Here is a 23,537-nt window from a genome sequence, read left to right on the forward strand (position 1 = left end):
GTTGCTCAGGCAACAATAGAATCGGCAAAATGTTGCAGCAGGGTTGCTGGCCTATTTGGTACGCCTAACCCCGCTCTCGTGTCCCGGACGCGACGCGGCGTGAAATGACGCGGCGCAGAGCCGGGACCCAGATTAGCAACCTGCGTGAAGAATGGGCCCCGGCTCTGCAGCGCATCACTTGCGTGCTGCGCTGCGTCCGGGGCACGAGAGGAGTACGCGCGGTAACGGCACGCTAGCCGGCGCAGCCGATCCACTCGCCCGACGTATCGTCATTCAGCCGCGCCACGGCATCGGCACGACGCGTCAGCACGGCGCGCTGGTTGATGTAACCCTTGTCGGTGATCTCGCCGCCGTCGACGGAAGCCGGCTCGGCGAGCAGCAGCGCACGCGTGGCGTGGCCGGAGGAGTTGCCGCTCTGCTGTTTCAGCTTCGCCAGACCCTGCGCGATCGCGGTCCTGACCTTGTCGTGCGCCAGCACGTCGTTCACAGCCGCCGTCTCAGGCAGCCCGGCATGGGCGCGGCAGGCTGCGATGTTCGGAAACACCAGGAAGCGCACCTCGTCGCCGCCATGACCGGTGACGACGATGTCCTGCGCGAGCGGCGCCAGCGCGGCGATGCCGGCAACGCGCAACGTGCCGACGCTGACCCAGGTGCCAGAGTTGAGCTTGAAGTCTTCCGCGACGCGGCCGTCGAAGAACAGGCCACGCTCGGGCCGCTCGGCGTCAGCAAGTTTCACGGCATCGCCGATCAGGTAAAAGCCCTCGTCGTCGAACGCCTGCCTGGTCAGTTCCGGCGCCTTCCAATAGCCAGGCGTGACGTTGGGGCCGCGCACCCTCACCTCCAGCTTGTCGCCGGAGGTGACGAGCTTCAGTTCGGTGCCGGGAATGGGCACACCGATGTTGCCGGAGCGTTCGGCGAGGAAATGACAATCGGTGGCGAGCGGTGAGGTTTCGGTCGAGCCCCAGGCCGAGACCATCGGCAACGCACGACCGACGGTCTCGATGGAAAGCTGCTCCAGGGCATCCCAGAGATTCTGCGGCAGCGCGGCGCCGGCATAGAAGGCGAATTTCACTTCGCCAAAGAAGCGGCGGCGCAGTTCCTCGTCGCTGCGCAGCGACGCGATCAGCATGTCGAAGCCGCGCGGCACATTGAAATAGACCGTCGGCATCACGCTCTTCAGATTGGCGAGCGACGTCGCGAACAGACCGGGGGCAGGCTTGCCGCCGTCGATATAGAGCGAGCCGCCATTGCGCAGCACGAGATTGAAATTGTGGTTGGCGCCGAAGGTGTGGCTCCAGGGCAGCCAGTCGAGGATGACGAGATTGCCGGGGCCCTCGTCGAGAAAAGTCCAGGTCTGCGCCTTGGCTTGCTGACTGGAGGTCAGCATGCGCTGGGTGTTGATGACCGCCTTGGGCGTGCCGGTCGAGCCTGACGTGAACAGGAGTTTCGCGACCGTGTCCGGTGTGAGCGCGGCAAAGGCTGTCGCAACGTCGGGCGTCTCGGGCGTTGCCGTAACGGTGCGGAAGGCGAGTGCGCCATCGTCATCGGCATTGCCACTGATGATCTGCGCCTGGTGCAGCGGCTCGATAGCTGCCAGCGCTGCCGCGAATGGCTTCGTCGCGGAGACGTAGATCGCGCCGGGCTCGAGCAGCGCAATCATGCTCTTGAGCTTGTCGAAGTCTCTCGACATCAGCGAATAGGCGGGCGAGATCGCGGCCGAGGGCACGCCCACATGCTGGGCGGCAAGCGCGAGCAGCGCGTGATCGATGCTGTTGTCGGAGAGGATCGCGAGCGGGCGCTCTGCGCAAAGGCCCTGCGCCAGGATCCAGGACGCGGCGGCGCGCACCTTCCGCAATGCCTGGGCATAGGTGACGGTGGTCCAGGGCGCTTCGACATTGCCGCGTTCGGCCAGGAAGATCGCATCCGGCGTTCGCCGCGCCCATTGCTCCAGCCAGTCGCCGACGCAACGTGCGCCATCGCGCAACGGATCGGGCGATCGCAGCACGATGCTGCCGTCGGCGCGTTGCTCTGCGATCGTCCTTGGTGTTGCGAACAGGCCTGCAACGTCACCATCTGGGGCGACTGTCATGTGTTTCCTCCTCCGCCCGGATATGGGATCGGCCGCAGCCTCGTCCGGGCCGCTTTGGCCATAATGTTGGGCATGGCAATTGTTGTCGTCAACAACAATCTTTCTCTCGAGGCCGCGAGGCGCTAGGGTTGCGCGACAGGAGAGACCAACGTGACAGCCAGCGCAGCCCGGGCCGACAGCCGCCCCTCCCCACGCAAGCGCGCCGGCAACGGCGCGGCACCTCGCGATACCGCCGATGATGTCGGCCTCGACGCACTGGCCGGCCACGCCGGCTATGCGGTGCGGCGCTTCCAGATCTGGATCTTTCAGGACTTCATCAAGACGCTCGGCGAGGTCGACATCCGGCCGACGCAATATTCGGTGCTGACGGTGATCGGCGCCAATCCGGGCCTGTCGCAGATGGCGGTGGCCAAGCGCCTCGGCATCGAGCGCGCCCGGCTGGTGCACCTGCTCGACAGCCTCGAGCAGCGCAAGCTGGTGAAGCGAACCAAGTCGAAGGAGGACCGGCGCTCGCATGCGCTGCACCTCACCGCGCCGGGCGAGACGGCGCTTGAGAAGTTCAAGCGGCTCGCAGCCGAGCACGAACGGCACGTCGAGGCGAAGATCGGCAGGGAGAACAGGGCGCACCTGCTCCGGATCCTCGCCGGCTTCACCTGATCTCGAACTGCCTATGATTTAGGCATATGCACGTCACGGGTCGCTGACGCGTCCGCTCACGCCCCTGCCGAAATGTCCCCCAACCCACTGATCGCACGATAGTATCTGCGGCAATCGTCCTGCCCGGATAATGTACACAATGGCACATCGCTTGCTTCACTCCGGGCGAAGACAATTGCCGGAGTTTTGTCGCCATGGGGGCTGAGCAACCTGAAACGATCGCCGCGATTGTGGCCGCGCACCGCGCGGGCACGCTGACGCCGGCGCAGACGGTCGCGCGGGCCTATCAGCGCATCCGCGACCACAATGACCCCGCCGTGTTCATCAGCCTGCGCGACGAGAAGGACGCGATCGCGGAGGCCGAACGTCTCGCCACGAAAGACGCCGCCGGCCTGCCGCTCTATGGCGTGCCGGTCGCGGTGAAGGACAATATCGACGCGCTGGGCTTTCCGACCACGGCCGCTTGCCCGGCCTTCTCGTACACGCCGGCGCACGATTCGACAGCCGTGGAGCGCCTGCGCGCCGCCGGCGCCATCATCATCGGCAAGACCAATCTCGACCAGTTCGCAACCGGCCTCGTCGGCGTCCGTTCGCCCTACGGCATTCCCAAAAATTCAATCCGCGAGGATCTCATTCCCGGCGGCTCGAGCTCGGGCTCGGCGGTCGCGGTCGGCGCCGGGCTCGTGCCGCTGTCGCTCGGCACCGACACCGCGGGCTCCGGCCGCGTGCCGGCAATGCTCAACAACATCGTCGGGCTGAAGCCGAGCCTCGGCATGATCTCGACCGCGGGTCTGGTGCCGGCCTGCCGCACGCTCGACTGCATCTCGGTATTCGCACTGACGGTCGACGATGCCGCCCTCGCGCTGTCGGTGATGGCGGGGCCAGACAAGGCCGATCCGTTCTCGCGCGACCGGCCGCTTGGCGCGATCACGCCGTTGCCGGCAAAATTGCGCCTGGGCGTGCCGCGCAAGGGGCAGCTGATCTTCTTCGGCGACAAGAAAGCGGAAGCCGCTTACGGCGATGCACTGAAGCGATGGACTGCGCTTGGCGCCACATTGGTCGAGTTCGACCTCGAGCCGTTCTACGAGACGGCGCGGCTGCTCTATGAGGGTCCCTGGGTCGCCGAGCGCTACCTCGTGATCAAGGACCTGCTCGCCTCCGCGCCCGACACGATCCATCCCGTGACGCGCGAGATCACCGCCGCCGGCGCGCGGCTGACCGCGGCGGAAACCTTCTCGGCACTCTATCGTCTGCAAGGGCTGCGCAAGACCGCCGAGCGCACGTTCGCCAATATCGACGCGCTGGTGCTGCCGACGGCGCCGACGGCCTACACGACCGCACAGGTGCTCGCCAACCCGATCGAACTCAACAGCCGTCTCGGCACCTACACCAATTTCGTCAACCTGCTCGACCTCTGCGGCCTCGCCATACCCGCATCGATGCGCGGCGACGGCATTCCGTTCGGCATCACGCTGCTCGCGCCCGCGGGACGCGATGCGCTGCTCACCAGCATCGGCCGCGTCTTCCATGCGGATACCCGGCTGAGCCTCGGCGCAAAGGGCACGGCGCAAGCGCCGCTCCCGCCGCTGCCGGCCAGCAGCAGCGACGAGATTCCGATCGCGGTGGTCGGCGCGCATCTCTCCGGCATGGCATTGAACGGTGAGTTGACGGCGTTGAACGGAAAGCTGATCGAGGCGACGAAGACTGCGCCGGACTACAAGCTCTATGCGCTGAAGACCACGCCGCCGAAGCCGGGCCTTCTGCGCGTCGAGGCCGGCAAAGGCGCGTCGATCGAGCTGGAAATCTGGTCACTGTCGCCGTCCGCCTTCGGCAAGTTCGTCGACGCGATTCCAGCGCCGATGGCGATCGGCACGGTGCGCCTCGCCGACGACCGCAGCGTGAAGGGCTTTCTCGTCGAGCCGGAAGTGCTGGGCGAGGCGCTCGACATCACGGCGTATGGGGGATGGCGCGCCTTCATGAAGGAAGCCGCGACAGCGTAGGTCTCGTAGGGTGGGCAAAGCGAAGCGTGCCCACCATTCCGTCCATCATGAAGAAGATGGTGGGCACGGCGCTTTGCGCCTTTGCCCACCCTACGGCACCACGTGTGCGGCTACACCGACACCGCGTAGATCTCGTACTCTCCGCGCACCAATTCGATATGCGCGCGCATCGCAGCTGCTGCACCTTGCTTGTCGCCGCGCATTACGGCGACGACGACGCGGTCGTGCTCGGCTTGCGACTTGGCGAGGCGGCCGAGATTGCGGAACTGGGCGCGTCGAAACGGCTGCACCCGGACGCGGGTGGCGAGCGTGATCTCGGCGATGTAACCGTTCTGCGATCCGGCGTAGATCGCGTTGTGGAAGCGCTCGTTGACCTCGTGGAAACGCTCGGGATTGCCGGTATAGCTCAGCACCCGCAGCTCCTCGTGGATGGCCTCCAGGCCGTGACGCTCGGCCGCCGACATGCGTTCGGCGGCAAGGCATGCGCACAATGCCTCGAGCTCCGCCATCGCCTCGAACATGCCTTTCAGCCGCTCGACGGATGGCTGCGCCACCACCGCGCCGCGATGAGGCCGCGCCTCGACCAGCCCGCTCGCCACCAGCTGGCGCAGCGCCTCGCGCACTGGCGTGCGCGAGACGTTGAAGCGCCGTGCGATGTCGGTCTCGTCCAGCGGAGAGCCCGGCGCCAGCATTCCGCGCACGATCTCGTCGGCAAGTTGAAGGCGCAGCTCCTCGGCGCGCGTGACCTTCTGCACCGATGGCAGTGCCCGGTCGACGCGGGGCACCACCGGCTCGGCCGGCAATGTTCCCCGCGGAAGATCATCAAGCGTCATACGGTCTCTTTCGGCTCGTCGATGATGCTGACATGAGCCGCGACGACGCGCCAGCCCTCCGGGAAGCGAATCCACGTCTGCATCTGCCGGCCGACCTTGCCGGGCGCCGTGTCGCGATAGAACAGGGTGGAGGCAACGGCCGTGTCGCGGCCGTAGCTGGTGATCACCGTCTTTGCGGTGCGCCGGTTCAACCCGACCGGCGAGCGTGCGGCGCGGAAGCCGGAGATGGCCTCATAGCCGTAGAGGTTCTCGCCGATGCCGTAGCGCAGCGTGCGGGGATCGTTGCGAAAGAGCTCGCCGAGCACGGCGACGTCGTTGCTGACGAGGGCCTGCTCATAGCGATCGAACGCGGCTTTGACTTCCGCGATCACCTCGGGGAGATCAATCTCCATCTCAGAATCCTCTTGGCGCGGGCGCAGCAGCGACGCCCATCTTCTCCAACGCGTGCGCGACGCGCAGCGCGATGTCCTCGCGCCAGGGCGCACAGATGATCTGCACGCCGATCGGCAGCGGCTCGAGCGGCACCGGCACCGCAACGACCGGCAGGCCGATGAACGAGATCGGCTGGGTGTGGATGCCGATATTGGCGCGCACCGGCAGCTCGACGCCGTCGAGGTTGAAATTCACCTGGCCGAGCTTTGGCGCGGTGCAGGGCGTCGCCGGCGCCAGCAGCACGTCGACCGATTTGAAGATCTCGGCAAGCTGGGCGCGATACCAGCGGCGGAATTTCTGCGCGCGATCGACCAGCGGTGCCGGCACCATGGCGCCCGCGATCAGCCGGTCGCGCACGGCCGGATCGAAATCGTTCGGGCGCTTGCGCAGGCGATCGAGATGCAGCGAGGCGCCCTCGGTCGTAGTGATGACATAGGCCGCGGCGCGTGCGCGCGAAGCTTCGGGCACCTCGACCACCCGCGTTGCGCCAAGCGCCTTGGCAACGCGGCTGACGGCCTCGACCGCTTCCGGAAACACGTTCTTCTGGAAGTGACCGCCGGCAACGGCGATGCGTAGATCCGAGACCGGATTGGCGAGCAGCGGCAGCGTCGGTTCCAGGCCACGCGTCGTGCAGGCGGCATCGTCGGCATCCGGGCCCTGCATCACGTCATAGGCGAGCGCGAGATCGGTGACGGAGCGCGCGAACGGACCGAGATGATCGAGGCTCGCCACGAACGGGAACGACCGCGCTCGCGACAGCCGGCCGTAGGTCGGCTTCAGGCCGAAGATGCCGCAGAACGACGACGGCACGCGGATCGAGCCGTTGGTGTCCGAGCCGAGCGCGATCGGCACCAGAGCGCCGCCGACGGCGCTGCCCGAGCCGCCCGACGAACCGCCGCTCATCCGCGTGGTGTCGTGCGGATTGCGCGAGGGGCCGTCGTGGACGTTCTCGCCGGTGAAGTCGTAGGCGTATTCGCCCATGTTGAGCGCGCCGACGAGAACGGCGCCGGCGGCTTCCATCCGCTCGATCAGCGCCGCATCGCGCGTCGCAGGCGCGCGATCGCGGTTGATCTTCGAGCCTGCACGGGTCGGCAGGCCGGAAACGTCGAACAGGTTCTTCACCGCGAAGGGAACGCCCGCAAGCGGACCGACTTCCTTGCCGGCCGCGATATCGGCATCGATCGCGCGCGCCTTGGCGCGGGCACGATCGGCGGTGACGTCGGTAAAGGCGTTGAGGACGGTGTCGTGCTGCTTGATGCGCGCGAGCGCGGCTTCGGTGGCATCGAGCGCGGACATCTTGCCGCCCGCAACCGCACTCGCGATCTCGGAGGCCATCATCTCTGGCTTTGCGGTCATGGCGGCGTCAGGCGGTAAAAACGGGCGCCGGCTCGGTCTCGTCCGGCAGCGCGAATTCGTCGACAAGACGGGCGAGCCGCAGCGAGACCTCGAGGTTGGCGCGCACCGCGGGCCTCCAGGCCTCCTCGACCGGCAGCGCCAGCGCTTTCGATACGGCGTCGATATAGTCGTCCAGCGGTTCGGCCATCACTCTCTCAAGCTGATCTCAATGCACCGGCAACGGCGGATGCGGAATCGCCGTCAGCAGCTCCTTGGTGTAGTCGTCCTGCGGATCGCTCAGAACCTGCTCGGAAGAGCCTTCCTCGACGATTCGACCCGTCCGCATGACAATGACACGATCGCACAACAAGCGCACCACATTCAAATCATGCGAGACGAACAGATAGCTCATACCTAGCCGCGCCTTGAGGTCCTGCAGCAGATTGAGCACCACGGCCTGGACCGAGACGTCCAGCGCCGCCGTCGGCTCATCGAGAATGACGAGCTTGGGATGCAGCGCGATCGCCCGGGCGATGCCGACGCGGGCCTTCTGGCCGCCGGACAATTGGTGCGGGAAGCGGTCGAGCAGATTGTGCGGCAGGCCGACCATGGTGGCCAGCTTCTCGCAGCGGGCGCGGAGCGCGTCGCGCCCCTTGATGTCACCCAATTGCATGATCGGGTCGGCGATGGCGCGCGCGGCGGTGAAGCGCGGGTTGAGGCTGTCGGTCGGATCCTGGAACACCATCTGGATGCGGCTGCGCTGCGGCAGCCGGGCAAACGATGCCGGCTGGATGGCACCGATGTCCTCGCCGTCGAACTTGATCAGGCCGGAGGTCTGGTCGAGCAGCCGCATCACCATCATCGACGTGGTCGATTTGCCGCAGCCGGATTCGCCGACGAGGCCGACGCTCTCGCCATGACCGACCGAGAAGCTGATGCCGTCGACGGCGCGGAACACGTCGGGCTCGACCGGCGGCTTGCGGCCGAACAGTTTTCCGAGCACGGCGGTCGCGCCCTGGCGGGGATATTCCTTGACCAGCTTGTCGACGAGGAGGAGGGGTGCCTTCTCGCTCTCCCTGCTTGCGGGGTCGCGACGAGCTTCGCTCGCGCTGAGAGGGTCGGGGTGAGAGGGACTCTCCGCGAGCACGATGCCTGGAGAGTTCCCCTCACCCGCCGCGCTTTGCGCGTCAGCCTCTCCCCGCATGCGCGGAGAGGCGAAGGAAGCCGTCGTCGCGGGTTCATCTTCCGGCAACAGATCGCGCAGGCTCACCCCGAGCCGCGGCGTCGCGCGCATCAGCTTCTTGGTGTAGGGGTGCTGCGGGCTGGCGAAGATGTCTGCGGCCTTCGCGGTCTCGACCACCCGGCCCTTCTCCATCACGACGACGCGGTCGCAATAGGCGGCAGCCAGGCCCAGGTCGTGCGTGATCAGGATGGTCGACATCGCGCGGCGCCCGGTCAGCTCGACGATCAGATCCATCACCGCCTTCTGCGTGGTGACGTCGAGGCCGGTGGTCGGCTCGTCCGCTATCAGGAGCTGCGGATTGCAGGCGAGCGCGAGCGCGATGACGACGCGCTGGCACATGCCGCCCGAGAGCTCGAAGGGATAGGCGTGGTAGCGCTCGCGCGGGCGGGCGATCTTGACCTGCTCCAGCGCTTCGATCGCCTTCTCGCCGTGATCGGCCACCTGGGCCTGCTGCACATGGGTGCGCAGCACGTCTTCGATCTGGTCGCCGACTTTGCGGATCGGGTTCAGCGCCGCGCGCGGATTCTGGAAGATCATCGAGACTTCGCGGCCACGCAGGTCGCGCATCTGGTCTTCGGTCGCGGCCTTGACGTCGATGCCGGAGAACATCACCGAGCCCTCGGCAATCCGCCCGGCACGGTCGAGGATGCGCATCACGGCATAGGAGGTCACCGACTTGCCTGAGCCGGACTCGCCGACGATCGCGAGTGTCTCGCCCCTGGCGACGGAGATGTTGACGTGCTGCACCGCTTTCACGATGCCGCGACGGGTGGTGAACTCGACGGTGAGGTCCTGGACGTCGAGCAGGGGCTGCGCGGTCATGGGCGGCTCCCGTCAGTCAAAAGGTCGAAAACAACCCCATGCACAGTAGATATGAACTTGGAATCATTGAGGAATTTTGGCCAGAATTTTGCGTGTGAGACAGGCACTGCTCTCTCATTCCCTCCCCCCTTGTGGGGGAGGGTCAGGGAGGGGGGTGCCACACGGGGACCATCTCCGCATGCGAGCATCGCGACATCCGCCCCATGGATACTTTTTCCTGGGCTACCCCCCTCCCCACCCCTCCCCCACAAGGGGGGAGGGAGCGAGAGAGTTGCGCCCACCTGACATTCGAGGCGAGCGTTGCTCATCCCGCACTGGTCACCAATCATCACGTCCTCCGCTGGGGGTCGACGATGTCGCGCAGACCGTCGCCGAGGAGGTTGAAGCAGAACACGGCGATCATCAGGGCCAGGCCGGGGAATAGCGCGATCCACCATTCGCCTGAGACCATGAAGCCGGCGCCCTCCGCGACCATGATGCCCCATTCGGCGGTGGGCGGACGGACGCCGAGGCCGATGAAGGACAGGCCCGCGGCGTTGAGGATGGCGTAGCCCATGGTCAGCGACATCTGCACGATCATGATCGGCATGATGTTCGGGAGAATGTGCACCAGGAGGATGCGGAATTCGCCGTTGCCCGACAGCCGCGCGGCCTGCACGAAGCCGGCATTGCGGCGGACATTGGCTTCGGCGCGCGCGACACGGGCATAGAGCGGGAAATTCACGATCGCGGTGGCCAGGATGATGTTCTGCACGGTGTTGCCGAGCGCGGCGACGATGCCCATGGCGAGCACGAACAGCGGGAACGCCATGATGGTGTCGGCGATGCGGCCGACGATGCGGTCGGTCCAGCCGCCGAAGTAACCCGCCGCGATGCCGGCGAGCCCGCCCATCAGGAACACCAGCGCGACGGATGCGACCGCGATGAAGACGTCGAGCCGGGTTGCGACGATGACGCGGCTGAAGATGTCGCGCCCGAGCTGGTCGGTGCCGAACCAGTGCGCCGCCGACGGCGGCTTCAGGGCAGCGGCAGTGTCGGAGGCGAGCGGATCGTAGGGCACCACATAGGGCCCGAAGATCGCGGCGGCGAGGATCAGGATCAGCAGCGCGAAGGCAAAGCCCGTGACCTTGTTCTCGCCGAGCACGTAACGGGTCTGTTCGAGGATCGCGACCAGTCCGGACGTGCGCGCGGGACCGACAGGCTCGGCGGCAGGCGCAACGGAGCTCATGGCTTCACTCCTGGAGCGTTTGCGCGTTGGGATGAATTGACGCGCCGCGAACTCGGTTTACCTCTCCCGCTTGCGGGAGAGGTCGCGCCCAACGGGTCGCGCCGAAGGCGCGCCCGATGACAGGCTCCGACGCGGGTGAGGGCTTTCTCCTCTTGGGGGTTCTCGACCGCGGAGAAACCCTCTCCCCAACCCTCCCCCGCAAGCGGGGGAGGGAGCGCACCGTTCGCATGACTCGCATCCGACACGATCATATAGGCTATCCCTCCAGCCGCACGCGCGGATCGATCACGCCATAGAGAATGTCGATCACGAGGTTGAGCAGCACGTACATGACCGCCATGGTCAGCACGAAACCCTGCACCGGCGCAAAGTCCGACGAGATCAGCGCTTCCACCGCATAGGAGCCGATGCCGGGCCAGGCGAAGACTTTCTCGACCAGCACATTGGCGCCCAGCAGGAACGAGAACACCATGCTGAGCGTGGTGATGACCGGAAGCATCGCGTTGCGGAAGGCGTAGGTGACGATCACGGTTGCGGGCGACAGGCCGCTGGCGCGCGCAGTGCGGACGAACTCGCTGGCGAGCACCGCCAGCATCGAGGCGCGCGTCATGCGCGCGATCGGCGCCAGCGAGAAGATCGCGAGCGTCGTCGCCGGCAGGATCAGCTGGCTCAGCGCCGAGCGGAATGCCTCGACGTCGCGCGCGAGCAGGGTGTCGATGAGGTAAAAGCCGGTCACCGTCGGCGGCGCGCTGTAGAACACATCCAACCGGCCGAGCGGCGCAGGCGACCAGCCGAGGCGGAAGTAGAACACGTAGACCAGCACGAGGCCGGTGAAGAACACCGGCAGCGACACCCCCGCCGTCGTCGTGACCCGGCAGAGATGGTCGATCCAGGAGCCCGGCCGGGTTGCCGCCAGCACGCCGAGCGGAATCGCGATCGCGATCGAGACGAAGAGGCCGAGCAAGGTCAACTCGGCGGACGCCGGCAGGCGGTTGCGGATTTCGGCCGCGACAGACTGGCCGGTGGTGAGCGAGTTGCCGAAATCGCCATGGGCGAGGTCGTTGGCATAGCGGAAGAACTGCTCGACCAGCGGCTTGTCGAGGCCGAGCTTCTTGCGGATCTGCTCTACCGCTTCCTTCGTTGCGGCAGGGCCGGCGAAGTACGCCGCCGGGTCACCGGGCAGCGCGCGCGTCAGCAGGAAGGTGACGATGACGACGCCGATCAGCGAGGGAATCGCGAACATCAGGCGCTTGCCGATCATGGTCAGCATGGGGCGCTCCTGCGCGTGTTGCGCACGCTGCTCGCCACACACTCCGCCGCGTTCCCTCCCCCCTTGTGGGGGAGGGTTAGGGAGGGGGGTAGCTCCGCGATAGGTCGGAGTTCGTGGCTACCCCTCTCCCCAACCCTCCCCCACAAGGGGGGAGGGAGCCCGAAGAGCGTGCTCACCTCACCCATGACTCACCCCTTCGCCATCGCGCGATAATCGAGCCTGCGGTGGAACCAGTATTGGTAACCGCTGATGTTCTTCTGCATCGCGACGTTGACGAAGGGCTGGTACAGCGGGATGCGCGGGATGTCGGTGAAAGCGAGGTCGACGAAGCCCTTCACGTCCTTGTCGTAGGTCGCCGTGTCGCCGGTCGCAGCGGCCGTGCGCGCGCCATCGATCAGCTTGTCCATCTCCGCCGACTTGTAGCTCATGGTGTTGAAGACGGAATTGTTGCCGTGATAGCACCAGTAGAAGAAGTATTCGGGATAATCGAGCCAGCCCGAGAACACGTTGGTGAAGAGCGGCATCTCCTTCTTGTTCAACTCGGTGCGCCAGTTGGCGCCGGGCACCTTGTTGATGGTGGTCTTGATGCCGAGCTGGGCGAGTGATTCCTGCACCAGCACGCAGAGCGGTTCGTTGACGCCCGCGAAGTTGAGGTCGAACGAGATCGTGGTCTCGAAGCCGTTGGCGTAGCCGGCCTCGGCCAGCAGCGCCTTCGCCTTCTCCATGTCGGTGTTGAATTTGTGCGGCTGCGGCCAGGCGACTTCGGTCGGCTTGTCCTTGGGCGCACCGAACATGGGATTGCCGAGACCGAACAGCACGGCGTCCATGATCTTCTGATACGGCATCGCATAGGCGATCGCCTGCCGCACCTTCGGATTGTCGAAGGGCGGCTTGGTCACGTTCATGCCGATATACTGGATGCCGTTCGAGAACGGCAGCGACACCACGTTGAGCTTGCCGTTCGCCTTCATCTCCTGGAAATCCTTGAACGGCAGCTCATAGGAGATGTCGGCGTCGCCGCGCTCGAGCAGCGCACGGCGATTGCCGGCCTGCGGCACCATGCGCCAGATCACGCGCTTGATCTTCGGCAGGGGACCGCCGACCCAGTCGTCGTTGCGCTCCATCACCACTTCGGTGCCGGCGGTCCATTTCACCACCTTGTAGGCGCCGGAGCCCGCGGTCTGCTGCTTGGTGTATTCGAGACCCCAGGGATCCTTCTCGCTGGCGTTCTTCTTCACCAGCTCGGAATTGACGATGCAGGGCACGATGACGGCAAGATCGGGGATCGTGAGCCTGTCCTTCTTCAGGAAGTCGACTCGCACCGTGTGATCGTCGATCACGACGAACTGCTCGGGCTTGGTCAGCGAGCCCGCGCTCATCTGGAAGGTCGGGAAGCCGCCGACGCTGACGGCGCGGTCGAGCGACCATTTCACGTCCTTGGCGGTGACCGGCGCACCGTCGTGGAATTTGGCGTTCTTCTTCAGCTTGAAGGTGACCGACATTTCGTCGATCTTGAAGTCCTCGGCCAGCTCGCCCTTGAACTTGTCGCGATCGTAATAGGGCACGCCGCCGGGGCCGCTCTTCATCTCGTGGCTGATCAGGCGGTCGTAGCAATTCCAGGACACCTCATAGCCGGGCACGTTGGTGCCGATGCCGTGGATGTCGAGATTGTTGGGGCCGCCTTCGGAGACGATCAGCAGCGTCTCGGAGCGGGCATCGGCCCTGGCGGAGGAGACGACCGATGGCATGGCCGGAAGCGCCGCTCCCGCGGCCAACCCGGAAACGGATTTGAGGAAATCGCGGCGCTTCATGAAATTGCTCCAACACAACGTTTTGGTTGGAACCGCTTTCGCAAGGTTCGTGCCAGAGCTTAACGAGGCATTACCCGCGGATTAACATGCTGATTCTATTCATGTTATGCCATTCCTGGCGGAAGTTGAAGAGAGCGGCCACGCCTGGTATTGCATACAAAGAGAGATGATTGCCTAAAATATAGGCCAATAAATGGAGGAGCCCATTTGGAAGGCGAGGACAGAACCCTCCCTTCGGAGGACGCCGCATTGCAGCGGCACCCCGGCCGTCATCCCGAGGCGATGCGTAGCATCGAGCCCGGAAATCCATCGGGCGGCAGAACGCGCGGGACAACGGATTCCGGGCTCGCCGCTCCGCGGCGCCCCGGAATGACAGCGGGAGGCGCAGCGGGGAGCGCTCACCCTGGCCAGATCAACTCCTGAAGCTCGACCAGGTCCGCCGCCCTCTCCTGCCAGCGTTCGATGCAGATGTGGCTGTTGAGGTCGCTAGCGCGGTGCAGCAGCATCAGCGCCATCAGGCGGCGCTTGAGCGCGAAATCGAGCTTCGTATAGCCAAAGCCTTCGAGCAGGCCGCGCACCCTGCCCGGCCGGCCCGCTGCCATGAAGGCGCTAGGGCCGAGCAGGTCGTAGTCGCGCCATCCCGCGAGCACGTCGCCGAAGTCGAACAGGCCTTTGAGCGACCATTGGCCGTCATCGCAGGCGAGCAGAAAATTCTCGGGAATGTATTCGCCGATCAGGATCACCGGCGGCGCATCCATCGGAATCAGCTGAGCGGCATCGCGCAGGAGATCGTCGAGACCGGCGAGAAATTTCGGCGCAAGGCCGAGGCGGGTGTGCCGGGCCTTGCAGCCCTGCATCTGCCGACGCATGAAGTCGTCCCAGCGCGGCTCGATCTGCGCGAGCGCGCCGAGCGGGGCGCGCTGCACGGAAGCGATGGTCTCGCCGATCTGACGCAGCACGCGCTCCTTCTGGTCTTCCGGCAAATGCGGCCAGACCTCCGAGCCGAGCGTGCCGGCAAGGCGCGTGATGACGAGATAGGGCCAGCCGTCGCGCACGCCTTCCGCGACGATCTCGGGGATCGGCAGGTGAAGACGACCGGCAAGCTGCATCAACGAGGCGCGCTCGGAGACGAATTGAGCGCGGAGCAGCGGCGGGAAGATCTTGAGGATCAGCCTGTCGCCGAGCCCGATCACGAGATTGGTCCCGGTCGGAAACACATGCGGCGAGCCGACATCGAGACTATGTCCGCGCGCGATGTCGAGCGCGATCGGCAGCCATTGCGAGGACGCGGAGCGAAAGGCGCGAAAGCTTTCGGCGTCGGTGAGGTGAGGAAGTTGTTGCGACGGCATGATTGTCATTGGCGCTTGCGTATCGAAAGCAGGATTGGCTTTGGTTGGCTCGATGCCAGCCGAGGAGACGGTGCACCTCTCCCGCTTGCGGGAGAGGTCGGCACGTAGTGCCGGGTGAGGGTTTTCTCCTCTTGGGGATTGTCCATTGCGGAAGCACCCTCTCCCCAACCCTCCTCCGCAAGCGGGGGAGGGAGCGCACCTCGCTTGCGGCTACAGCGATATCCAATCGCGACACGCCGCTACCGTTCTGGACTTGCGCGCTCGAACTGGCGCAGCAGCTTGTTGCCGCGCTCGACGGCGGAATCCAGTGCGGCTTGCGCGCTCTTCTGGCCGGCAAAGGCCTGCTCCAGCTCGTCCTCGATGGCGCCGCGGATCAGAATGAAGGAGCCGAGCCGGATGCCCTTCGAGTTCTCCGTCGGCGGATGCAGCGTGATCTCCTCGAACGAGATCGCCGAGCCCGGATTGCGCTCGTAGAAACCCTGCGACCGCGTCAGCTCGAAAGCGGCGCGGGTCACAGGCAGGTAGCCGGTGTTCTGGTGCCAGGCGGCCTGCACGGCGGGTTGCGACAGATAGGCAAAGAACCGCGCCACACCCTTGTATTCCTGGCGGGGACGGTCGCGCAGCACCCAAAGCGTGGCGCCGCCGATGATCGAATTCTGCGGCGCGTCCTTTGCGTCGGGCCAGTACGGCATCATGCCGTAGCCGATCTCGAACTTCGAATTCGCCTTGATGTCGGCACGCGTCGCCGAGGAGCCGATGAAGATGCCGCATTCGCCCTTCTGGAAGCGCGGCTCGGCTGATTGCCCGCGGCCGCTGTAGTCGAACAGCCTGGTCTTCTGCCACTCCGCGAGTTGGGCGAGGTGCTTGACGAGAAGCGGATTGTTGATGGTCAATTCGGCATCGAGCCCGGCAAAGCCGTTCGCTCGCGTCGCCAGGGCCAAATTGTGGAAGGCGGAGAAATTCTCGACATGGATCCAGGACGGCCAGGACGTGGTGAAGCCGCAGGCCGCGCCATGGTCGCGCAGGCGCTTTGCGGCCGCCCCCAATTCCGGCCAGGTCTTCGGCGGCGCCTCCGGATCGAGGCCCGCCTCGCGGAACATGGTCTTGTTGTAGTAGAGGATCGGGGTCGAGGAATTGAACGGGAAGGACAGCAGATTGCCGGCCGCATCGGTGTAGTAGCCGGAGACCGCGGGCAGGTAATCGCCCAGCGAGAACGGCTCGCCCTGGTCCCGCATCAGGCTGAACACCGGATAGATCGCGCCCTTGGCCGCAGTCATGGTGGCGGTGGCGACCTCGTTGACCTGGACGATCGCCGGCTGGCTGCGCGAGCGGAAGGCGAAGATCGCGGCCGTCACCGTCTCGGTGTAATTGCCCTTGTAGGCAGGCACGATCCGGTAGTCGGACTGCGAGGCGTTGAAGTCGGAGGCGAGCTTGTCGAGCTGCCGGCCGAGCTCGCCGGACATGGCGTGCCACAGCGCGATGTCGGTGGCGGCACGCGCCCCGGAGGTCAATGTGAGGACCACGAAGACGGCGACGACCTGCAAGAGGCGCAATGCTGAAGTCACGATAGCTCTTCCCATGCCCCGCGGCGGACGGCGACCTTATCCTGCTTACGGCGCGGCATTTGCGGTTTCAACCGGGAATGAGCGCCGGCCGCGCCGCACAATCGGCCCGGCGGGATGGCCTTCCCTTTACCATCTGCTAGAGACCCGTTCCGATCGGAACGGGTCTCTAAATTCTTAATTTGACGCGTTTTCTTTACGCGAACCGGTATCCACTTCGCTTGAAAACGCTTTAGATTGCATTGAACCTTTTCCTTCCGCCATAGACTCCACCACTGAGGGGTTGAGTGTGCCAGTGCTGAACCGTGCCGAATCTTCGCGGACCGGGGTGATCTTCGTCGCGCTTCTGCTTGCCGTCTGGACGACGGGCGCCGTTGCGCGTGAGTTTCGCGCCGCCGACACTCAGGCCGAGAATTACCCGACCGTCCAGGCGCTGCGCTACATGGGCGCCCTGATCGCCGAGCGCAGCGGCGGCCGGCACGAGATCAAGGTGTTCCACTCCCGTCAGCTCGGCGAGGAAAAGGAGACCATCGAGCAAACCCGGGCCGGCGCGATCGACCTCAACCGGACCAACGTGGCGCTGATCGGCAATTTCGTCCCGGCGATGAACGTGCTCGCAATGCCGTTCCTGTTCCGGTCCATCGAGCACATGCAGAACGTGCTGGACGGGCCGATCGGCAGCGAGATCTTGAACAGTTTCGAGCCCTACGGCTTCGTTGGACTCTGCTTCTACGATTCGGGCGCGCGGTCGATCTACAATGGCATCCGCCCGGTCCGAAGCGTCGCAGATCTCCAGGGATTGCGGATCCGGGTGCAGCAGTCGGAGTTGATGAGCCAGATGATGCGCGCGCTCGGCGCCGAACCGGTCGAGCTGCCCTACGGGCAGGTGGTCACCGGGCTTGCCAACCACCTGATCGACGGCGCCGAGAACAACTGGCCATCTTTCGTGACGACGGACCATTACAAGCATGCCGGCCACTACACGCTCACCGAGCACACGATGAGCCCGGAGGTGCTGGTGATCTCGCTGAAGGCCTGGCAGAGCCTGTCGCCGGACGACCGGATCATCTTCAGGGAGGCCGCGCAGCGCTCCAGCCGCTTCATGCGCGAGAAGTGGCGCGACCTCGAGGAACAGTCGCAGCGCAAGGCGCAGGACGCGGGCGTGACCATCATCAGGGACATCGACCGCAAGCCGTTCGAGGAGGCAATGGCCGCAATCTACGCCAAGGCCGGACGCGATCCTGCGGCAGCCGCGCTGATCGAACGCATTCGCAAGGTGGAGTGAGGCCTGTTGGCTGCACTTGGACATAGCGAGCACGCGGACAGGCCGCCCGGCCCGATCGGGCAGCTGCGCGCGCGGCTCGTCGGCGTGCTGCGGGCGGTGCCGATCCGCTGGCGCATCCTGTCGATCGCCGCGCTGAACTCCGCCGTGGTCGTGGTGCTGGTGGCGATGATCTGGAACGGCGCGCAGGTGCTGGGCTCGGCCTGGCACGACGTGCGCCAGGTACGCGAGTCCGACCGGATCCTGGCGCTGCTCGAAAGCGAGACCGGACGCCTCCAGAACCTGATCCACCGCTATATCAACCAACCGAGCCCGGACCTGTTCGCCGAGATTCTCTTGCTGCGCGAGGCGGTGCTGGGCACGCTGACCAACCGCGCCGCCAAGGACCCGATGCTGTCGGGCTCGGTCGAGGAGCTGGAGCGCACCACCGATCGCTTCCTCAACGGTTTCGGCGAGCTGCGCAGCGTGCAGGCGACGATCGCCAAGACCTATGAGGAGCAGGTGCAGGGCCCGGCAAGGGACATGGCCGGCCTCTACTCGATCATCGAGGGCGCCACCGGCCATCGCGACGCGCTGATCTGGCCCTCGCTCGGCAAGTCCCGCGAGGCCTTCACCGCGATGCTGGTGGCGGCCAATTCCTACTACCTGTCGCAGTCATCGGGCGCCGCCGACGATGCGCGCCGCAACACCGAGACGATCGAGAAGACCATCCCGGTCATGATCGATCTCGCCGACAACGACCTCCAGAAGATGGCCCTGCGGCGGCTTGCGGCCCGCACCATGGCGCTGCGCGAGGGCTTCGCCAAGCTCTCCGAACAGCTCGCGAGCCGCACCGAGCTGCTCCGCAACACCATCGACGCCAGCCAGGCCGAGGCGATCGGCGCCATCGACGACCTCTCGACCAAGATGCGCCAGCGCGAGCAGAAGGCGCAGGAGACCTTCGACCGCACGCTGGCCGACATTTCCCGCCGGGTGCTGTCCATCGCGATCATCTTCCTCGGCATCATCCTCAGCGCCGGCGTGCTGATCGCGCTGTCGATCCGCCTGCCGCTGCAGCAGATCATGACGGCGATGCGCGCGATCACGCTCGGCGACCTCGATCGCGAGGTGCAGGGCACCAAGGCGCGCGACGAGGTCGGCGCCATGGCGCGCGCGGTGGAGGTGTTCCGCGAGAACGCGATCGCCAAGCGCGAGACCGAGGACGAGCTGCGCGCGTCCAAGGAGAAAGCCGAGAGCGCGCTGCTCGAGCTCAATGCCGCGCAGCAGAATTTGATCGATGCCGAACGGCTGGCAGCGCTCGGCGGCCTGGTTGCCGGCGTCGCGCACGAGGTCAACAACCCGATCGGCATCAGCCTCATGGTGGCCTCCAGCTTGGCCCGGCGCACCGAGATCTTCGAGGCCCAGCTCAAGGGCGACGGTGGCCTGCGCCGCTCGCAGCTGGAGGAATTCGTGCAGTCCTCACGCGACGCCTCGCAGCAGCTCGTCGCCAACCTCCAGCGCGCGGGCGAGCTGATCCAGTCGTTCAAGCAGGTTGCGGTCGACCGCTCGCATGCCGAGCGGCGGCAATTCTCGCTCAGCGAAGCCACCGACCAGATCATCGCCAGCCTGCGCCCGGTGCTGAAGCGCTCGCCGATCACGCTTCAGGTCGACGTGCCCGAGGGGCTGCTGCTCGACGGCTATCCCGGCTCCTACGGCCAGATCCTGACCAACCTGTTCCTCAACGCCGCCAACCACGCCTTCGCCGACGGGCGCGCCGGCACGATCGCGATCTCGGCGCGGCCGCGCGGGACCGACGACATCGAGATCAGCTTCGCCGATGACGGAGCCGGCATGACCCCCGACGTGCAGCGCCAGGCCTTTGACCCTTTCTTTACCACCCGGCGCAATGAAGGCGGCACGGGACTTGGCCTCCATATCGTCTATAACCTCGTCACCCAGCAGCTCGGCGGCCGCATGGTGCTGGAATCCAAGCTGGGACAAGGCACCACTTTTCGCATTATCATACCCCGGGTCGCCAAGGGCGGCGCGCGAAGCACAGAAATTGACGGATCTTCTCAATGGCCGAACAGGACGATGTCCTCCACCTGATCGACGATACCGGTACCACGTCGGAGGATAGTAACGCCCGGAAGTGGAAGATCGCCGTCATCGACGACGATCCGGCCGTGCATGACGGCACCCGTTTCGCGCTGTCCGACTACAGCCTCAACGGCCAGAGCCTGGAGATCCTCTCGGCCTATTCCGCAGCGGAAGGCCGCAAGCTGATGGCCGAGCACGGCGACATCGCGGCCGTGCTGCTCGACGTCATCATGGAGACCGACGTCGCCGGCCTCGAGCTGGTCGAGTTCATCCGCAACGAGATCAGGAACGAGACCGTGCGCATCATCCTGCGCACCGGCCAGCCCGGCCAGGCGCCGGAGCGGCGCGTGATCGTGCAGTACGACATCAACGACTACAAGGCCAAGACCGAGCTCACCGCCGACAAGCTGTTCACCTCCCTGACCGCGGCGCTGCGCTCCTATCAGCAGCTCGAGCGCATGGTGCAGACGCGGCGCGGGCTGGAGATCATCATCGACGCCGCCTCGACGCTGTACGACTTCAAGTCGATGCAGCGGCTGGCCGAGGGCGTGCTGACCCAGCTCGCCTCGCTGCTCAACGTCGATTGCGCCGGCATCCTGGTCCTGCGCGACAATGGCGGCGTCGATCCCGAGCTCTCGGTGCTCGCCGGCAGCGGCTGCTACAGCCGCTTCATCGGCACCACCACGTCGAAGGCGCTCGATCCTGATCTGCGCGAGATGGTCGAGGCGGCGTTCCAGCGCCGCAAGAACGAATTCGCCGACCACCGCAGCGTGATCTACTTGCGCACCGGAAGCGGCCGCGAGGTCGTGGTGCTGCTCCAGGCCGAGCGCGAGCTGTCGGAGACCGACCGCTCGCTGGTCGAGATATTCTCCAGCCGGCTCTCGATCGCCTTCGACAACGTGATCCTCTATCAGCAGCTCCAGGACGCCAACACCCAGCTCGAAGACCGCGTCGCCCAGCGCACCCGCGCGCTGATGCAGGCCAACCGCCGGCTCTCGGCGCAATGGCTGCGGCTGCAGCGCGCCAACGGCTTCAAGAACGAGATTCTGGGCACCGTCGCGCACGACCTGAAGAATCCGCTCGGAGTCATCCTCGGCCGCACCGAGATGCTGAAGGAGCTGATCTCGACCGGCGCCTCGGAAAGCGGCGTGGTCGCCCAGGTCGACCACATTCGCGACGCCACCAAGCGCCTGACCACCATGGTCGATCACCTGATCTCGGATGCGATGGCCGATGCCTTCGACATCACCATCCGCCGCGAGCCGGTCGACGTCGCGGCGCTGGTCAAGGAGGTTGCCGAAGCCAACCAGCCGCTCGCCGTCAACAAGCAGCAGACGATCAGCGTCGCCGCGCCGGCCAACATGGTCACCATGTGCGACACCGACCGCATCCGCGAGGCGATCGACAATCTCATCAGCAACGCCATCAAATACTCTCCGATCGGCGGCAAGATCGACGTGGCCGTCAGCCATGAGGGCCGCGACACCACCGTCCGCGTCAGCGACGAGGGCGCCGGCCTGTCGCCGGAGGATCTCGGCCGCCTGTTCGGCCGGTTCCAGCGGCTGTCGGCAAAACCGACCGCCGGCGAGAGCTCGACGGGGCTTGGGCTCTCCATCGTCAAGCGTATCATCGACATGCATGGCGGCGAGGTAACCGCCGACAGCGACGGCCCCGGCAAGGGATCGACCTTCACCATCACCCTCCCCGCGACTGAAACGCCGTGATGCAAAGCCCATGACCCAAAGCCAGCACATCATGATCGTCGACGACGAGGCCCCGGCCCGGGAGATGGTCGGCGATTACCTCAAGATGCACGGCTTCACCGTGACGCTGTGCGACGGCGGCAAGAGCTTGCGCGCCGCGATCCAGGGCAGCATGCCCGACCTCGTCGTGCTCGATCTCAACATGCCCGAGGAAGACGGGCTCTCGATCATTCGCGACCTCAAGAGCCGCATCAACGTTCCGGTGATCATGCTCACGGCGACCGCGAGTCCGATCGATCGCGTCGTCGGACTCGAGCTCGGCGCCGACGACTACGTGGCCAAGCCCTGCGAGCTGCGCGAGCTGATGGCGCGCATCCGCTCGGTGCTGCGGCGGAGCGTGCCGGCCAAGGCAGCAGCGCCCGATGCGTCGGCGGCGAAATCGGACAAGGAGCGGCTGGTGCGCTTCGGCACCAAATGGCTTGATCTCGAAGCGCAGGCGTTGCGCGACGACGAGGGCAACGAGCATCCGCTGACGGCCTCCGAGTTCGGGCTCCTGAAGGTGTTCGCGGCGAATCCGAAACGCGTGCTGTCGCGCGAGCGCCTGCTGGAATTGGCCAATGCGCGCGACGCCGAGGCCTTCGACCGCGCGGTCGATCTCCGCATCATGCGCATCCGCCGCAAGATCGAGCCCGATCCGGCCAAGCCCGCCGTGATCCGCACCATCCGCGGCGGCGGCTATCTGTTTTCTCCGGCGGGCGAGAAGGCGTAGGGACGTCATTCCGGGGCACCCGAAGGGCGAACCCGGAATCACGGCGAGGGCGGACGAACGCAACAGCCCGAAATACGTTCCCGGCGCCTCCGCTCAGCCCCAAATTCCCACCCCCGTATTTCCCGCACGTTGAAATTCCACGGCTTTTTGCCCCGAATGTTTCGTCGAGGCCGCCGCGACGAAACAATTTGGCGGCGCACGAAACCATTTTCTCCTTTTCGTGCAGACGTCCCGAAACGTTGGCTCATTAACACTTCGGCTCAAGGAAACGCCGCTCGGTTGCGGCGCTACGGGGAGCCAAGTCAATGCCGAACGTCATCGCCATCAACGCCCAAGCCAGCCAGAGCATCATTGCCGCTCAGGCGACCTCGGACGACATGCTCCTCGAGAGCATTGCCGACGGCAACCGGACGGCCATGCACATTCTCTATTGCCGACACAATGTGCGGGTGTACCGCTTCATCTTGCGCATCGTGCGCGACGCCACCACTGCGGAAGACCTGGTCAGTCAGGTGTTTCTGGATGTGTGGCGGACCGCCGGCCAATTCCAGGGCCGCTCGCAGGTCTCGACCTGGCTGCTCTCGATCGCCCGCTTCAAGGCGCTGACCGCGATGCGCCAGCGCCGCTTCGAGGACATCGACCAGGAAGACGTGCGCCAGATTGCCGATGGTGCCGACACGCCGGAGACCTCGCTCGACCGCAGCGACACCAGCGCCATCCTGCGCGCCTGCGTGCAGAAGCTGTCGCCGGCGCATCGGGAGATCATCAACCTCGTCTACTATCACGAGAAATCGGTGGAGGAGGTCGGGCAGATCATCGGCATCCCCCAGAGCACGGTGAAGACGCGGATGTTCTATGCCCGCAAGCAACTGGCCGATTTGCTTAAGGTTGCCGGCGTGGATCGTTTCGCCGCCTAAATCCAATCAATTCAATGGGATAGGACCGCAGCTCAGGCCCTGTCCCCCGGACACGGAAGTGTTACCTCCGACGAAACAATTGAAACAAAGCGCAACATCAGGCGGAAAAACTTCGTCCCTATAAGCTTCTCATACGGTTTCGTTAAACCTCCCAAG

18 protein-coding genes are annotated in these 23,537 nt (G+C 65.5%); 7 read left to right on the top strand and 11 right to left on the bottom strand.

The features are described 5' to 3' along the window. Positions 1–232: 232 nt before the first annotated feature. Complete coding sequence (locus tag ACM42_RS07820; protein ID WP_271527345.1) at positions 233–2,089, bottom strand: feruloyl-CoA synthase; 1,857 nt, start codon at positions 2,087–2,089, stop codon at positions 233–235. A 150-nt stretch (positions 2,090–2,239) separates the two neighbouring features. On the opposite strand from ACM42_RS07820, the gene ACM42_RS07825 reads away from it, so the two are divergent. Together ACM42_RS07825 and atzF are read left to right on the top strand one after the other, a co-directional pair. Further along, a complete protein-coding gene (locus ACM42_RS07825) occupies positions 2,240–2,746 on the top strand; it encodes a MarR family winged helix-turn-helix transcriptional regulator (RefSeq protein ID WP_271527347.1) in 507 nt (168 codons plus the stop codon). Positions 2,747–2,940: 194 nt separating this feature from the next. Further along, positions 2,941–4,746 carry an allophanate hydrolase gene (atzF, locus tag ACM42_RS07830; protein WP_271527349.1) on the top strand — a complete coding sequence of 602 codons (1,806 nt, stop codon included), beginning with the start codon at positions 2,941–2,943 and terminating at the stop codon, positions 4,744–4,746. A gap of 110 nt (positions 4,747–4,856) precedes the next feature. Here atzF and ACM42_RS07835 read toward each other — a convergent pair whose 3' ends face one another. The 10 genes from ACM42_RS07835 to ugpB form a co-directional block, all read right to left on the bottom strand. Next, positions 4,857–5,579: a GntR family transcriptional regulator gene (locus ACM42_RS07835; RefSeq protein ID WP_271527351.1), complete on the bottom strand. Its 723-nt coding sequence runs from the start codon at positions 5,577–5,579 to the stop codon at positions 4,857–4,859. Continuing rightward, the gene (gene hpxZ / locus ACM42_RS07840; protein WP_271527352.1) at positions 5,576–5,971 is read right to left on the bottom strand and encodes an oxalurate catabolism protein HpxZ; all 396 of its coding nucleotides are present in this window, start codon (positions 5,969–5,971) and stop codon (positions 5,576–5,578) included. Before hpxZ ends, ACM42_RS07835 begins: the two co-directional genes overlap by 4 nt. Position 5,972: 1 nt before the next feature. Beyond that, entirely contained in the window at positions 5,973–7,367 is a 1,395-nt protein-coding gene (locus ACM42_RS07845) for an AtzE family amidohydrolase (protein WP_271527354.1), read from the bottom strand. Between the two features lie 7 nt (positions 7,368–7,374). Beyond that, on the bottom strand, positions 7,375–7,554 hold the full coding sequence (locus ACM42_RS07850) for a DUF4089 domain-containing protein (protein WP_028182059.1): 180 nt from the start codon (positions 7,552–7,554) through the stop codon (positions 7,375–7,377). Between the two features lie 18 nt (positions 7,555–7,572). Further along, positions 7,573–9,411, bottom strand: coding sequence for a dipeptide ABC transporter ATP-binding protein (locus ACM42_RS07855; RefSeq protein ID WP_271527357.1), 1,839 nt, complete (start codon positions 9,409–9,411; stop codon positions 7,573–7,575). Positions 9,412–9,739: 328 nt separating this feature from the next. Continuing rightward, a complete protein-coding gene (locus tag ACM42_RS07860; RefSeq protein ID WP_271527359.1) occupies positions 9,740–10,639 on the bottom strand; it encodes an ABC transporter permease in 900 nt (299 codons plus the stop codon). Positions 10,640–10,895: 256 nt separating this feature from the next. Further along, positions 10,896–11,909 carry an ABC transporter permease gene (locus ACM42_RS07865; RefSeq protein WP_271527361.1) on the bottom strand — a complete coding sequence of 338 codons (1,014 nt, stop codon included), beginning with the start codon at positions 11,907–11,909 and terminating at the stop codon, positions 10,896–10,898. 188 nt (positions 11,910–12,097) lie between these two features. Next, on the bottom strand, positions 12,098–13,720 hold the full coding sequence (locus tag ACM42_RS07870; protein WP_271527363.1) for an ABC transporter substrate-binding protein: 1,623 nt from the start codon (positions 13,718–13,720) through the stop codon (positions 12,098–12,100). Positions 13,721–14,118: 398 nt separating this feature from the next. Further along, positions 14,119–15,078: an aminoglycoside phosphotransferase family protein gene (locus tag ACM42_RS07875; RefSeq protein WP_271527365.1), complete on the bottom strand. Its 960-nt coding sequence runs from the start codon at positions 15,076–15,078 to the stop codon at positions 14,119–14,121. Between the two features lie 230 nt (positions 15,079–15,308). Beyond that, positions 15,309–16,649: a sn-glycerol-3-phosphate ABC transporter substrate-binding protein UgpB gene (gene ugpB, locus ACM42_RS07880; protein WP_271527367.1), complete on the bottom strand. Its 1,341-nt coding sequence runs from the start codon at positions 16,647–16,649 to the stop codon at positions 15,309–15,311. A 271-nt stretch (positions 16,650–16,920) separates the two neighbouring features. Here ugpB and ACM42_RS07885 point away from each other — a divergent pair, with 271 nt between their 5' ends. The 5 genes from ACM42_RS07885 to ACM42_RS07905 all read left to right on the top strand — a co-directional run bounded on the left by ACM42_RS07885 (position 16,921) and on the right by ACM42_RS07905 (position 23,381). Next, on the top strand, positions 16,921–17,916 hold the full coding sequence (locus ACM42_RS07885) for a TRAP transporter substrate-binding protein (protein ID WP_333921444.1): 996 nt from the start codon (positions 16,921–16,923) through the stop codon (positions 17,914–17,916). Between the two features lie 6 nt (positions 17,917–17,922). After that, on the top strand, positions 17,923–20,001 hold the full coding sequence (locus ACM42_RS07890) for a sensor histidine kinase (protein WP_271527369.1): 2,079 nt from the start codon (positions 17,923–17,925) through the stop codon (positions 19,999–20,001). After that, positions 19,971–21,716, top strand: a complete 1,746-nt coding sequence (locus ACM42_RS07895; RefSeq protein ID WP_271527370.1) for an ATP-binding response regulator — start codon at positions 19,971–19,973, stop codon at positions 21,714–21,716. Before ACM42_RS07890 ends, ACM42_RS07895 begins: the two co-directional genes overlap by 31 nt. A gap of 10 nt (positions 21,717–21,726) precedes the next feature. Further along, a complete protein-coding gene (locus ACM42_RS07900; RefSeq protein WP_271527371.1) occupies positions 21,727–22,464 on the top strand; it encodes a response regulator in 738 nt (245 codons plus the stop codon). Between the two features lie 305 nt (positions 22,465–22,769). After that, on the top strand, positions 22,770–23,381 hold the full coding sequence (locus tag ACM42_RS07905; RefSeq protein ID WP_271527373.1) for a sigma-70 family RNA polymerase sigma factor: 612 nt from the start codon (positions 22,770–22,772) through the stop codon (positions 23,379–23,381). The last annotated feature ends 156 nt before the right edge of the window (positions 23,382–23,537 follow it).

The organism is Bradyrhizobium sp. CCBAU 25338 (genome assembly GCF_028128965.1).
In the GTDB taxonomy this organism is placed as follows: domain Bacteria; phylum Pseudomonadota; class Alphaproteobacteria; order Rhizobiales; family Xanthobacteraceae; genus Bradyrhizobium; species Bradyrhizobium liaoningense.

Bases quoted from the DNA above. Each gene is read 5' to 3' on its own strand.
- ACM42_RS07875 (WP_271527365.1), bottom strand. From the start codon at position 15,078: ATGACAATCATGCCGTCGCAACAACTTCCTCACCTCACCGACGCCGAA.
- hpxZ (WP_271527352.1), bottom strand. From the start codon at position 5,971: ATGGAGATTGATCTCCCCGAGGTGATCGCGGAAGTCAAAGCCGCGTTC.
- ACM42_RS07850 (WP_028182059.1), bottom strand. From the start codon at position 7,554: ATGGCCGAACCGCTGGACGACTATATCGACGCCGTATCGAAAGCGCTG.
- ACM42_RS07845 (WP_271527354.1), bottom strand. From the start codon at position 7,367: ATGACCGCAAAGCCAGAGATGATGGCCTCCGAGATCGCGAGTGCGGTT.
- ACM42_RS07820 (WP_271527345.1), bottom strand. From the start codon at position 2,089: ATGACAGTCGCCCCAGATGGTGACGTTGCAGGCCTGTTCGCAACACCA.
- ACM42_RS07895 (WP_271527370.1), top strand. From the start codon at position 19,971: ATGGCCGAACAGGACGATGTCCTCCACCTGATCGACGATACCGGTACC.
- ACM42_RS07860 (WP_271527359.1), bottom strand. From the start codon at position 10,639: ATGAGCTCCGTTGCGCCTGCCGCCGAGCCTGTCGGTCCCGCGCGCACG.
- ACM42_RS07900 (WP_271527371.1), top strand. From the start codon at position 21,727: ATGACCCAAAGCCAGCACATCATGATCGTCGACGACGAGGCCCCGGCC.
- atzF (WP_271527349.1), top strand. From the start codon at position 2,941: ATGGGGGCTGAGCAACCTGAAACGATCGCCGCGATTGTGGCCGCGCAC.
- ACM42_RS07855 (WP_271527357.1), bottom strand. From the start codon at position 9,411: ATGACCGCGCAGCCCCTGCTCGACGTCCAGGACCTCACCGTCGAGTTC.
- ACM42_RS07835 (WP_271527351.1), bottom strand. From the start codon at position 5,579: ATGACGCTTGATGATCTTCCGCGGGGAACATTGCCGGCCGAGCCGGTG.
- ACM42_RS07905 (WP_271527373.1), top strand. From the start codon at position 22,770: ATGCCGAACGTCATCGCCATCAACGCCCAAGCCAGCCAGAGCATCATT.
- ACM42_RS07870 (WP_271527363.1), bottom strand. From the start codon at position 13,720: ATGAAGCGCCGCGATTTCCTCAAATCCGTTTCCGGGTTGGCCGCGGGA.
- ugpB (WP_271527367.1), bottom strand. From the start codon at position 16,649: ATGGGAAGAGCTATCGTGACTTCAGCATTGCGCCTCTTGCAGGTCGTC.
- ACM42_RS07865 (WP_271527361.1), bottom strand. From the start codon at position 11,909: ATGCTGACCATGATCGGCAAGCGCCTGATGTTCGCGATTCCCTCGCTG.